The sequence below is a fragment of the Microbacterium sp. zg.Y909 genome (genome assembly GCF_024626565.1).
In genome coordinates, this window is the sequence record NZ_JANJFJ010000114.1 from 1 (window position 1) to 12,372 (window position 12,372).

Below are 12,372 nucleotides of genomic sequence, written 5' to 3' on the forward strand. Positions count from 1 at the left end.
GGAACCTGACCACTGTGGTTGAACCACGCCCCGATGAGCTGCTCACCGTCGACGAACACCCGTACACCGTCGTCGTGGACCGCAGTGAACACATACGTCCCCGCGCCCTCGTCGATCGTCTTGGAGAACCGGGCCGAGTAGTACGTCGACGACACACCCGACGCCGGCGACACACCCGAAGCGAACGCCTGGTCGATCTCTCCCGCACACAGCTCCGCCACCGGCGCACCGGCCAGCTTCGAACCGGCGAAGTAATCCACCGACCACTCCGACGCCTCACACGTCCCCGCAGCTGTCCGCTCGTAGGAGACGTTGAGCTTGGCGTCACCGGTGGCCTGGTAGTACTCCACCACGATCTCGTGAGGACCGTCGTCGAGGTTCACCGACGCGACCTTGGGAACCTGACCACTGTGGTTGAACCACGCCCCGATGAGCTGCTCACCGTCGACGAACACCCGTACACCGTCGTCGTGGACCGCAGTGAACACATACGTCCCCGCGCCCTCGTCGATCGTCTTGGAGAACCGGGCCGAGTAGTACGTCGACGACACACCCGACGCCGGCGACACACCCGAAGCGAACGCCTGGTCGATCTCTCCCGCACACAGCTCCGCCACCGGCGCACCGGCCAGCTTCGAACCGGCGAAGTAATCCACCGACCACTCCGACGCCTCACACGCGCCGGGCGCCGGCGTCTGGCCGACGGTCGCCGAGACCACTGCGGAGGCGGGCGACACGACAGTCGCTCCATCGGCATCCGCCTCTGTCAGCACGACGTAGTAGTAGATGGTGCCGGCGGCGGCCGTCAGGTCGTCGAACGAGGTCGTCCCGGCGGCGGTCTGCGCGAGCGGCTCACCTGCGGTGGAGATGGTCGGCGTCTGCGCACGGTAGACCCGGTAGCCCGTGGCGTCCGCGACGGCGCTCCACGTAAGCAGCACGCTGTCCGTGTCGGCGACTGCCGACACTCCGCTCGGTGCGGCCGGGGGCTCCACGACGACGGGCTCGGTTGGCACGGTCACGCTCACCTCGGTGGCGGGGGCGGAGTCGGGTGCAGCGGCGGAGACCGCGACGACCGTGTAGTGATACGTCGTATCCGGGTCGATGTCGCCGTCGGCGAAGGAAGTTTCCGTCAGCGGAGCGGCGTTCAGCGGCATAGTCGTGTCGACCGGGCTCGTCGTGCTCCGGAACACGTTGTAACCTTCCGCACCGTCCACTGCATCCCAGCTCAGCGCAACGGTGTCCGTCTCGAAGTCGTGGGCGGCCGAGAGCCCACCGACGGCAGTGAGAGGCGGGGTGGGGATCGCGTAGACCTCAACGAAGGAGATCTTCGTGTTCTTGGTCGTCGCGTCGGTTCCTGGAGCGACGGTCAGTCTGCCGTCGGTGACCTCGACCTGAACGACGCCTTGTTCGAAGTACAGCGGCGCAGCACCCGCGAAGTGATCGATCGCCGTCACACCCTCGACGACGAGGGTGTGCGAACTGTCGAAGTTGCCTGTACTGGTGTCGCCGGCGGCGACCACGACGTTGTATCGGCCATTGGGTACAGCGAGTTCCCACATGCCCTGCTCGTTGATGACCCCTTGGCCCACCGTGGTCGATGAGGCGGTGCCGTACTGCATGTGCATGAGCGTGGGCAGACGGCTGTCCGTGATCCCGTTGAGCTCAGTGCGCACGCGGGCGTTGAGGCCGAAGTCGAAGGGTCCGTCACCGTCGACGGTGACCCAGCCGAAGCCAGCGGCCTCGCTGTACGGGCCACCGGCGTCGCGCGTGTATCCCGGCGCCAGGGCACCGGCCGCAGTGGTGAAGTCGTACTTTCCGACGAGGTCTCCCGTCGGGGCGGGCACGACGGCCGACCCGGTCGCGGCAGGGGAGACGTTGCCCGAACCGTCGACGGCATGAACGGCGTAGTTCCATGACTGCCCGACGAACACCCGCTCATCGGTGTACTTCACATCGGCGAGCAGATTGCCGGTCAGCAGGTTCGCCGCCGTCGCCGCGACGGGTGTCGTCGCGGATCGGTAGACGCGATAACCGGCGACGTCGGCGTCGGCGGGCGCGTTCCACTGCAGCTCGGTCACGTCAAGAGAGCTTGAGACAACGAGGTCGGCCGGGGCTGCCGGTGCGATCGCGTCGAGCTCGGCGACGGTGAAGTCATCGAAGGCGAACGGCACGGCGACGGTCTCGTTGGCCATGTTGCGACGCGTGGCGAAGAGACCCGCAAACCCGTTGGTCTGAGCGTCGGCTGTGTCAAAGGTGGCGGGGACGAGATCCCCGTTGGTGAAGTTGGCCGGAACGGCCACGGAACCCACCGGAATGGGCGCGCCGCTGCCGAGGCTGTAGGTCGCCGAGGCGGTGTTCGCCACCGCATCGACGGTGAGAGCGAGATTCACCGCGGTGGACGCGGGGATCGTCACGTTCACACTGACCTGGTCGACCGATCCGGCATTGGTGTTGACGACACCGGCGACTTCCCGCGACAACTGCACCTGCCGCGTCGTGGCACTCGGGGCCGTCACGACGAGCTTGAGATAGTTGTCATCGTTCGGGCCGAACCAGATGCCGCCCTGCGCCGAGTCGGATGCGTTCGCGGGCATCGACACGGTGGTCGTGAAGAGGAGCTTCTTGCCCGCCGGATCAATCGGAACGCCCAGCGTGTTGTCCTGGGTGTTCTTCCACCGATCATTGCCGCTCGCGTTGGCCGGCATCGTCAAGAAGGCGATGCCCTTCGTGGGGCTGATGGTGAGCTTGCCGGCGGCGACGTCGAGAAACTGCGGCAGGTAATAGCCCTGATACTTCGCCGTAGGGTCGATGGCGACGGACTGCTCCGCCGACGATGGCTGCACGACGGTGAACCCGGTGTCCTGGCCGTCAGCATCGTGCAGGCCGGGGTCCGCACCGTCGAATGTCAGAGTCTGGCTGTTGTCGGCGACCACCTCCGCGGCCGGCAGCGGAGAGTACGGCGACGGCCACTGTGCCGGCGACGTGGGCAGCACGTAGTCGTGCGCTGCTGCCGGGGCCACCACCAGCCCGGAGCACACGAGCGCAAGCGCCGCGGCGACTGCACCGCCTCGCAGTCGTCGCGACCAGCGCGGCGGTGCCGCCTTGTCGTTGCGATCCCCATTGACCAAAGACTGACGCATGTCGTGACTCCCCACGGGCACGAGCGACGCCCCCATCCCCCAAAGGATGCTGGAGGGCGTCGGGTTCTTCGAGATGCCGCATCCCCACGACGCGACGACTCGCTGCCCCTCGGGAGGGCAGGTGTTCGGAATGTATCGGTCTTTCAGCAAATGCACAACAATTCACCAGGGAGCATTCAGTTCGACCCGAGCATGTGGGCAGAGCCGGCGGTTGCGCCGCGGAGGGCTACTGCTATGGTGTGCTCCATCCGGGCCGTCCCGAACGGCGCTTCCTGCCTCACAACGACCGTGAGGCAGCGACCGGTACTTCTTTGGGGGAAGTGATGATCTGGGGAAATCGTGTCATCGGCGCCCGCTGCCGCATTGGATGAGGCGCCGGCGCAGGCGTCCTCCGCGCGGGTAGCAACCTTCACGTACTTGTCCGGCCAGTACGACAATCTCGGCGACGCCCTGCTGCGCCGCGCCTTCGTGCACGCGCTCAGCGCTGACTACCGCTGGCATGTCTACGTGGGCGACGCCCCCGCTGACTACCTCGCCGCCCTGCAACTGCCACCCGACGCTGCGCTGTATCGCTCGTTCTCCCGCTGGCTCCTCATTGCTTCACTGCGCATGTTGCGCCCCCGCCGGGCGCGGTTCCTGTCCAACCCTGGCGAGATCTCCTCGAGTCGCACCGAGTTCGGGCTCGGGGTGGCGTCGGCTTGGCTCCTGCTGCTGGGTCGCTTGGTGGGCAATCCCGGCTTCCGAGTAGGCCTCGGTGCTCGGGATCGCGTGCTTCCCGCGAGCGTCGGCCACGAAGTCGCGGCACGATTGGCGCGCCGCAACACGTGGCGCGATGAAGAATCACGGCGCATGTACGGTCGCGGCGAGGTCTCTCCCGACTGGGCCTTCTCCCTGTCCCCGCGGCCACCGGATGAAGAGCGGCGCTACGTCGCACTGGTGTATCGGGCAGACTGGCCGCTGCCATCGGACGAGGTGCTGCAGTCCGTCGTGTCGTGGTCCCGCCGCCACGGACTCGAACCGGTCGCGGTGAGCCAGGCTCTGCGCGATCACGAGGGAACGGCGGCGCTCGCCCAGAGGCTCGGCCTGCGTCACGTGGGGACGGACACCCGAAGCCTCACCGTCCTCGAGCGTCAGGTGCGCGCACTGTACAGCGCGGCGGCGGTCGTCGTCGGCAACCGCGTCCACGGCCTCATTGTCGGCGCGGTGGACGGGGCTGCGCCGGCGATCGTGATCGGACACCCCGACGTCAAGCTCGCCCGCACGCTGAGGGCGGCAGGCTTGTGCGCCCACGACGGGGTCACCGTCGACGCTCCGCACGCGGTGGGCCCCTACCTCGATCTGGTCCACGCTCAGCGGACGGCCGACGGCGCCGCGGTCCTGCGCGCCGACGCGGCGCTGCGCCGTCTTGCGAATGCCGTGAACGGGGCGAGATCGTGACCGTCGCGATCATGGCGCGCACGGGCCCGGTCGCCGGACGACCCGCAACGATCCGGCCGCTCCTGGCTGCGACGGTGTTCGTGCTGCTGATGGCCGTGACCGCACGCGGCGCCATCGAGACCGTTACGGGCAAGCAGCCGGCCTACGCCGTGCAGCTGATCTGCGCACTGCTGCTCGTGGGCGTTCTGCGCGTTCGCGCCACCCCCGTGCCGGGCAGGGCGCGGCGATGGGGCGTCTACGTCGCGCTCTATGCCCTCGTCGCCGGCGGCATCGCATCCGCGATCATCACCGTCAACACCTGGCATCTCGGGTCGATCGTGGCGCCGGCGCTCTACATAGGCACCTTTTCCGCGTTGGGTCTCCTGCTCTGCTGGGGCACGGACCGCACCCGGACCTCCGACAACCTCCGGGTGGTGGCGCCCGCGGGGGTCGCCGTCGTGGTGCTGCAGGTGGCCGTCGGGACGGGGCAGCAGCGCTTGGGCTGGTCATTCGCGTCGGGCTCGGACCAGGCCTCGGTCGAAGCTCTGGTCCGGCCCGCAGGTCTGACCGGAAGCTACCTCCACTATCCGCTCGTGCTGGCCGTTCTTGCTTTTATGCTCTTCGGGGTATGGATGCGTGGCCGCTCGTCGCTCGCGATCCTGGGCTCGGGCGTCGCCGTGATGGGTGTGCTGCTGAGCTATTCCCGTTCGGGCATGATGATCCTCGCCTTCACCCTGCTCTTCGCCTTGCTCTTCAGTCGCACGGCGTCAACGCGTCTGGCGACCGTGATCGTCGGTCTTCTCGCAGGTGCGGGGACACTGCTGTTCCTTCAGGGGTCCCCTGTGCTCGATCGTGCTCTCAGTGCACTAGACATCGAGTCGACGGGCAACGTCGGCCGTCTGGCGCAGTGGCAGGCCGGGGTGGAGATGTGGACGCAGTCGCCTCTGGTGCTGGGCAGCCACACGGGTCTCGTGACCAACATCACGCGGAACTTCGGCGGCCTCTCGATCGGAGTAGTTGAGTCCAGCGTCCTCCAGCAGCTGCTCAACCTGGGCCTCGTCGGCGCGGTGGCCACGTATTGGCTGCTCTTCGCGGTGGTCCGCGCCATCCCCGCCACAGACATCTGGGTGCGCGCGGGAGCCGCCGCGTGCCTCGCCCAGACCGCCGTCTACCAGTCGATCGAGGTGCTGCCATTCATGACGCTGCTGGCCGTCCTGCCGCTGGCGTTCACCTCCGCGCCGGTCACGGCGCAGCAACTCGGGAGGACTCGATGATCGACCCACCCCTCGTGAGCATCGTCCTCGCCGCATACAACGCCGAGGCGCATGTAACGGGAGCGCTGGCCCGGCTGACCGGACAGACATACCGCCGCATCGAAGTGATCGTGGTCGACGACGGATCTGAGGACGACACCCTCGCCACCGCCCGCCGGGCAGCCGCGAGCGATCCGCGGCTGCGCGTGGTGGCGAACAGCGGGAACCTCGGCGTGGCTGCCGCACGCAACCGCGGCACCGAGGCGGCTGCCGGCGAGTACATCTGGTTCGCCGACGTCGACGATGGCTGGTCGGATCGATTCGTGGAGCTCATGGTCTCCGCAATCCAGGCCACCGACGCCGACGTGGCGGTCTGCTCCGCCGAGTACCGATACGGCCCCCGGCTCGACCGGCGCGAACCGGTCGTGCGCTATCGGCAGCGGACGACGCTCACCGGTGACAAGGCCGCCGCGTGTCTGTTGCGCGGCACCGGCGCGCTCTGGAACAAGCTCTTCCGACGAGACCTCCTGGGGCCGGCACCCTTCCCGGCCCTGCGGTCGAAGTCCGATCACGGCGCGCTGCTGCGGGTGCTTCCTCGACTGCGCACGGTGACGATCGTCAGAGACACCTTGTACACCTACATCCAGCGCGACGGATCCATCAGCAACGGTGGAGTTGCCGAGCCTTCCAACTTCCTCAGCCTGCTCACGATCGCCGACCAATCCGTAATGCGCATGGAGACGTCCCGCGCGCTGCGCCGCGCCGCTGTCCGCTTCCGCTGCGTGATAATCGCGCGAGCCCTTCGGGAGACCTGGCGATTCGCGCGGCTGGAGGAGGACACCAGTTCTGAACTGGCGCGGCGGGTGCGCTGGGTGGATCTGCTGGGCGGGCACCCGGCCGATGTCCGCACGCTGGTCACCTGCGCTGCCGCCAAGTGCTCGCCGGGGCTGGCCCGAACAGCCTTTCGCACGCTGGGGCGGTCGCGCTGGCCCGAACACGGGATCGTGATGTCGTGATGTGGTCACTGATCACGGTGACCTACAACAGTGCACCGGACCTGCGGACCTTCTGGTCGCACCTGCGTCTGGAGGACGGCGTCGAGTGGATCGTCGTGGACAACGGCTCCGCCGACGACAGCGTCGCGATCGCCGAGAGCCTGGGAGCGCGGGTATTCCACACCGGGCGCAACGTCGGGTTCGCTGCCGCCAACAACCTGGGCCTTCGAATGGCTTGCGGTGATCTGGTGCTCTTCGCCAACCCCGACCTCCGCGTGCAGATCGCGGATCTCACCGAGATCGGGCGCCTGCTCGCGCTGCACGGCGGCCTGATCTCCCCCCGGCTCACCCACCCCGACGGGTGCTATCAGTACAACGGGCGAGGCTGGCCGTTCCTGCTGTGGAAGGTCGGCAATCGGCTGGGGCGACGGGACACCCGCGCGCAGTATCTGCGCACGGTCGGGGATCGCGAGCACGCTCGGGTCGTGTGGATCACCGGGGCCGCCGTGGCCGCCCGACGCGCGGATTTCGAGGCCATCGGAACGTGGGACGAGTCCTACTTCCTCTACAACGAGGACGTCGAGCTCGGGCTGCGCGCGCTGCGACGCGGCCTCTCCGTCGGCGTCGCGGGCGGGATCGAGTGGGTGCACGGGTGGTCTCGCGACCCGGCGAACTGGCGAATGAGGGCCATCGTGCGCGAACTGGTGTCGACGGTGAAGTTCTACCGCCGGGAGCCGCTCTTCCTGCTGTGGCCGGCCGCGCTCTGGCGAGGATCGCTCGACCAGCGCCTGCGTCGACGTTACGGAATCGGTTTAGACGACGCTGGGGCCCCCGTGTGAAGGCCACGTCCTGACATGCGAGTGCTGCAATCTGTGGGAGCACCGGGACCCACCGTCAAGTTCATCGACCAAGTCACCCGTGACACCCCCGACGACATCCACTTCGTGTACTTCTCCTGGCGCGCTGCTCTGGCAGCGCGCTACGACGTCGTTCACATCCACTGGCCGGAGTTCTTCGTCCGTTCCCGCTGGCCCGCAGTCGGAGCCGTCAAGCGCGCCGTGACCCTCATCCTCCTGCGACGCTGGCGCGCCCGGGGGGTGCCCATCGTCCACACGGTCCACAACCTCGCGCCACACTCGGAGCTCTCCCCCCGACAGGCGAGCGTAGTGGAGAGGATCATCGGCGGCGCCGCGGTCCGTGTCGCGCTGAACGCAGGCACCCCTCCGCGCCCGGGAATACCTCAGGTGGTCATTCCGCACGGAGACTATCGCGAGCGGTTCGGTCAGCTGCCCCCCGCGCACCGGGTGCCCGGAAGGTTGCTGGCCATCGGACGCATCGAGCCGTACAAGAACGTCCCGCGGCTCATCCGACTGGCGGAACAGGAGGGCTGGGAGCTTCGGGTCGTGGGCGAGCCTGGGCCGGGCATGCGCCGCCCGCTGCAGGAACAGCTCGACGCACTGGATGCCGGTCATCGGATCTCCTCGGTGCTCGCCCATGTCGATGACGCGGCGCTGGTGACAGAGGTCACGGCGGCGCAGTTGGTAGTCCTCCCTTATCGTGATCTGCATAATTCCGGCATCCTGCTGGTCGCACTCTCCCTGAACCGTCCAGTGCTCGTTCCCCGCAACACCTCCACGGAGGAGATCGCTGCGGCCGTCGGCGACGGGTGGGTGTGCCTCTTCGACGGCGAGCTGGACGCTGCCGACATCACTTCCGCGCTCGCGGCGACCGCAAGCCTCGACGGTGAGCCTGCGCTGGAGGACCGCTCGTGGGCCCGCATCGCGGCCGCCTACGCGGATGTGTACCGGCGAGCGCGCCCGTGTCACCGCTAGCCGACCGCGGCGTTCGGCCGACTGGCCGACCGGCCAGCCGTCAGCGGTAGCGGATGCGACGCAGGACGTTCCCGAGCTGGTGCAGATCCGCGCGCACGCCAGGCCACACCGCGAGGCAGAGGGCGAGCCAGGACGCAAAGATGCCCACGAGCACGCTGAGCTGCCCCAGGGCGCTCCAGCTGGACAGCAGCGTCGCGGAAAGGGTGAAGCACACCGCGCTCACCGGCGCGAAGAGAAGAAGGGGGCGACCAGCGATCCGCAGCAGCGGAGCCGCGGCGATGCCGGTGCGGCGCAGGGGGAACCGCGTCGTCAGCGCCCACATCACGACTTGCCCGACCGTCGACCCGACAGCCACCCCCACCGGGCCGAACGCCACTCCGACGACCATCATCGCCACCATCGCCGAGCGACCGATCAGAGTCCACCGCAGCTGCAGTCCCGTGAGCGCGAGCGAGAGGAACACCCAGTGATAGACGAAACCGATGCCCTGGAACACGCCGCCGACCGCGAGCACCGCGAAGATCGGTACCACCGCGTCCCACCCGGGGCCGAGCACCAGTTCGGTGAGCGGGTCCGCGACGGCCGCGAGCAGCAGGAACATGCCGCCGAAGCAGTAGGCCAGGATCAGCTGACCCTTGTGCACGTAAGCGGTGAACCGCTCGTCGGTCTGCACGCGCGAGAGCACTGGAAGGGCGACGCGCGTCATGGGTGCGGCGATCTGGGTCATCGGCAGTCGGAAGAGCTGGTACGCGCGGTCGTAGGCCCCCAGCGGAGCCGCGCCCCACACGCGTCCGATCAGGATGCTGTCGACGTTCGACGTGGCGTACGAGAACAGCTGCACCCCCAGCGTGTTCGCGCCATAGCGATAGAGGGCGCCCATGCCCTCGTCCCGGCGGGGCCGGCCCGGGACCCAGCGGGCGGCGAGCGGCAGGATTAGCACCGGCACCACCACCAGCGCGATCTGCTGCCCGACGAGCGCCCACGTGCCACCGCCCTGCAGCGCAATGATGATCGCTGATGCCAGAGCCACGGCTGCTGCGGCGACGTCCGCGGCGGCGATCCACCCGAATCGCATCTGAACGGACAGCTCCGCGCGGAACTGCGCGGTCACCGCCGACAGAAAGAGCGTGAGCGACAGCATACGCATGATCGGGTCGACGTCCTCGTTGCCGTAGAAGTCCGCCAGCGCCGGCGCGCCCAGCACGCCGGCCAGGCAGAGCCCGGCCCCGAGCAGGCTGTTCGTCCAGAACAGGTTGCTCCGCTGCTGGTGCGTGATCGTGCGCGACTGCACCGCCGCCATCGAGAGGCCGAAGTCCCCGACGACGGTCGCTATGCCCACCACCGCCACCACCATCGCGAAGACACCGAAGTCCGCGGGATCGATGAGACGTGCGAGCACGAAGATGCCGATCGCCTGCACACCGAAACGGAGCAGTTGACCGGCGAGCGTCACCGCTCCGCCGCGCGCCGCGGCATCGGCGACGCTCATCTCGTCCCCCGCGCGATCCCGCCCGCCCGCTGGCGGTCACCGCCCCGCCGGCCCCACCCGTCGGTCACGTTCCGCCCTTCCCCTCCGAATGAGCCCTCACCCTACTGCACGGCCTCCGCACGCCCGTCCGTCCGTCACAGGTGCATGCCGCGGCGGCACGGTCCGCCCCGCCCGCCCCGATCCATGAGACCGGCGCGGCTCACCGAGGCGCCCCGGCTGGCGGCCGCCGCGGGCAAAAGAAGAAGGGCCCCCGATCCGGGGGCCCTTCTTCGTGTTGTGCGCGAGGGGGGACTTGAACCCCCACGCCCTTGCGGGCACTGGCACCTGAAGCCAGCGCGTCTACCTATTCCGCCACTCGCGCGAGCCGCGCATGCGCGGACTCAACTTCCCGAGAATATCACGACTCCGGGGGTGCCTTTCGCGCCTGCACCGCCTCCGAGTACAGCGGGGATGCCGCCAGGGGCCGCCATTCGCGAAGCCAGGAACCCCGAAATGACGTTCTCCCAGCCGGTGCAACTAGCATGTAGCGACCGGTCTGCCTGCCTGAGGAGTCGCGTGGGACTACTTGACAGCTTCGAGAAGGGGCTCGAACGCGCTGTGAACGGCGCGTTCGCGAAGACCTTCCGCAGCGGCGTTCAACCCGTCGAGATCGCCTCGGCGCTTCGCGCCGAGCTCGACGCGAAGGCCGCCGTCGTCAGCCGCGACCGCATCCTGGCGCCGAACACGTTCACCGTGCGACTGGCACCGAGTGACGAGGAGCGCATGCGCTCGTTCGGCAGCACCCTGGGCGAAGAGCTCGACACCCTCGTGGCCCAGCACGCCCGCGCGCAGGGTTACTCGTTCGCCGGACCGGTGTCGATAACGGTCACCCGCGACGACCAGCTCACGACCGGCACCCTGCGCGTCGACTCGCAGACCGCGCAGGGCAGCGTGGCGTGGCGCGGCGTCATCGACATCAACGGCACCCGGCATCCGCTGGTGAAGGGCCGCACGGTGATCGGCCGCGGCAGCGACGCCGACATCACCATTCCCGACGCCGGCACCAGCCGCAAGCACGTCGAGATCCTCTGGGACGGCGAACGCGCCATGGTGCGCGACCTCGGTTCCACCAATGGCACCAAGCTCGACGGTCGGCGGGTGACCGAGGCGCCTCTGCCGCCGGACTCGACCGTGACGATCGGCCGCACCGACATCGTCTTCCGGGTAGTGGCACAGGCCCAGCCGACCCGCCCCGCGCGCCCGGCGGACGCCACCCGCGCCTACGACGTGCGACGGGGTGCCGATGAGTGAGCTGACCTTGCTGCTGCTGCGCATCGGATTCCTCCTGGTGCTGTGGTTCTTCGTGTTCGCGGTGATCTACTCGCTGCGCGCGGATCTGTTCGGTGTGAAGGTGCGCAAGCTCCCCGAGCCCGCGGCGGCCGCTGCCGCCTCGGGCACGACGACCCCCGGCGGCACGACCCCGGTGGCGGATAGGAACGCGGCCCCCACCAGCGGCAAGCCGGCATCGCCCTCTCCGAAGGCGGGCGGTCCGGCCACCACCGGCACCGTCACGCGCATCGTCGTCACCAGCGGCCCGAAGGCGGGCCTCGAGCTCCCGCTGGGCAACGAGCCGCTCACGATCGGCCGCTCCAGCGAGTCCGGCCTCGTGATCCGCGACGACTACACCTCCAGCCACCACGCACGTCTCGTGCTGTGGGGCGACCAGTGGATGATCCAGGACCTCGATTCCACCAACGGCACGTGGCACGACGGGCAGCGCGTCGCCGCCCCCGTCGCGATCAAGGTCGGCGCCCCCATCAAGGTCGGCGCGACGACCTTCGAGCTGCGGAAGTAAGCGGAACGTCGGCGCATGGTGTTCCAGGGTTCGAGCGTGGCGATATCGCACACCGGCAAGGTGCGCTCCAACAACCAGGACTCCGGCTACGCGGGATCGAACCTGTTCGCCGTCGCCGACGGTATGGGCGGTCACGCCGGCGGTGACGTCGCCTCGAGCATCGCCATCAACCGTCTCTCCGCCCTCGACCACTCGTACGATTCCCCCTCGGATGCCGAGCGGGCGCTGCGCGACGCGATCGCCGACACCGCGACACGGCTGATCGAGACGGTCAAGGCGCAGCCGGAGCTCGCGGGCATGGGCACCACCGTCAGCGCGCTGATCATGGTCGACGACTACGCGGTGCTGGCCCACATCGGCGACTCGCGGGTCTATCTCTACCGTGAGGGCACGCTGACACAGATCACCACCGA

Annotated in this window: 10 protein-coding genes and 1 tRNA gene; 8 read left to right on the top strand and 3 right to left on the bottom strand. The window is 68.6% G+C overall.

Features of this window, described 5'->3' with window-relative positions; translation table 11 throughout:
* On the bottom strand, positions 1-3,140 hold a 3,140-nt coding region (locus tag NQ160_RS10220), incomplete at its 3' end, for a PA14 domain-containing protein (protein ID WP_257515136.1).
* A gap of 417 nt (positions 3,141-3,557) precedes the next feature.
* Here NQ160_RS10220 and NQ160_RS10225 point away from each other — a divergent pair.
* Genes NQ160_RS10225 through NQ160_RS10245 form a run of 5 tightly spaced genes read left to right on the top strand, consistent with a single transcriptional unit; the run spans position 3,558 to position 8,636 of the window.
* Positions 3,558-4,577 carry a polysaccharide pyruvyl transferase family protein gene (locus NQ160_RS10225; protein ID WP_257515137.1) on the top strand — a complete coding sequence of 340 codons (1,020 nt, stop codon included), beginning with the start codon at positions 3,558-3,560 and terminating at the stop codon, positions 4,575-4,577.
* On the top strand, positions 4,574-5,830 hold the full coding sequence (locus NQ160_RS24865) for an O-antigen ligase family protein (RefSeq protein WP_257515138.1): 1,257 nt from the start codon (positions 4,574-4,576) through the stop codon (positions 5,828-5,830). Before NQ160_RS10225 ends, NQ160_RS24865 begins: the two co-directional genes overlap by 4 nt.
* Complete coding sequence (locus NQ160_RS10235) at positions 5,827-6,825, top strand: glycosyltransferase family 2 protein (protein WP_257515139.1); 999 nt, start codon at positions 5,827-5,829, stop codon at positions 6,823-6,825. Before NQ160_RS24865 ends, NQ160_RS10235 begins: the two co-directional genes overlap by 4 nt.
* Complete coding sequence (locus tag NQ160_RS10240; protein WP_257515145.1) at positions 6,825-7,643, top strand: glycosyltransferase; 819 nt, start codon at positions 6,825-6,827, stop codon at positions 7,641-7,643. The genes NQ160_RS10235 and NQ160_RS10240 overlap by 1 nt, the downstream gene beginning before the upstream one ends.
* 15 nt (positions 7,644-7,658) lie before the next feature.
* Positions 7,659-8,636, top strand: coding sequence for a glycosyltransferase (locus NQ160_RS10245; RefSeq protein WP_257515140.1), 978 nt, complete (start codon positions 7,659-7,661; stop codon positions 8,634-8,636).
* 40 nt (positions 8,637-8,676) lie between these two features.
* Here NQ160_RS10245 and NQ160_RS10250 read toward each other — a convergent pair whose 3' ends face one another.
* Positions 8,677-10,125, bottom strand: coding sequence for a lipopolysaccharide biosynthesis protein (locus tag NQ160_RS10250; RefSeq protein ID WP_257515141.1), 1,449 nt, complete (start codon positions 10,123-10,125; stop codon positions 8,677-8,679).
* A 277-nt stretch (positions 10,126-10,402) separates the two neighbouring features.
* A tRNA-Leu gene (locus NQ160_RS10255) sits at positions 10,403-10,486 on the bottom strand.
* Between the two features lie 194 nt (positions 10,487-10,680).
* On the opposite strand from NQ160_RS10255, the gene NQ160_RS10260 reads away from it, so the two are divergent.
* The 3 genes from NQ160_RS10260 to NQ160_RS10270 form a co-directional block, all read left to right on the top strand.
* Positions 10,681-11,415: an FhaA domain-containing protein gene (locus NQ160_RS10260; RefSeq protein ID WP_257515142.1), complete on the top strand. Its 735-nt coding sequence runs from the start codon at positions 10,681-10,683 to the stop codon at positions 11,413-11,415.
* Positions 11,408-11,959 carry an FHA domain-containing protein FhaB/FipA gene (locus NQ160_RS10265; protein ID WP_257515143.1) on the top strand — a complete coding sequence of 184 codons (552 nt, stop codon included), beginning with the start codon at positions 11,408-11,410 and terminating at the stop codon, positions 11,957-11,959. Before NQ160_RS10260 ends, NQ160_RS10265 begins: the two co-directional genes overlap by 8 nt.
* 15 nt (positions 11,960-11,974) lie before the next feature.
* Positions 11,975-12,372: protein phosphatase 2C domain-containing protein (locus tag NQ160_RS10270; RefSeq protein WP_257515144.1), on the top strand; the 398-nt coding region annotated here is incomplete at its 3' end.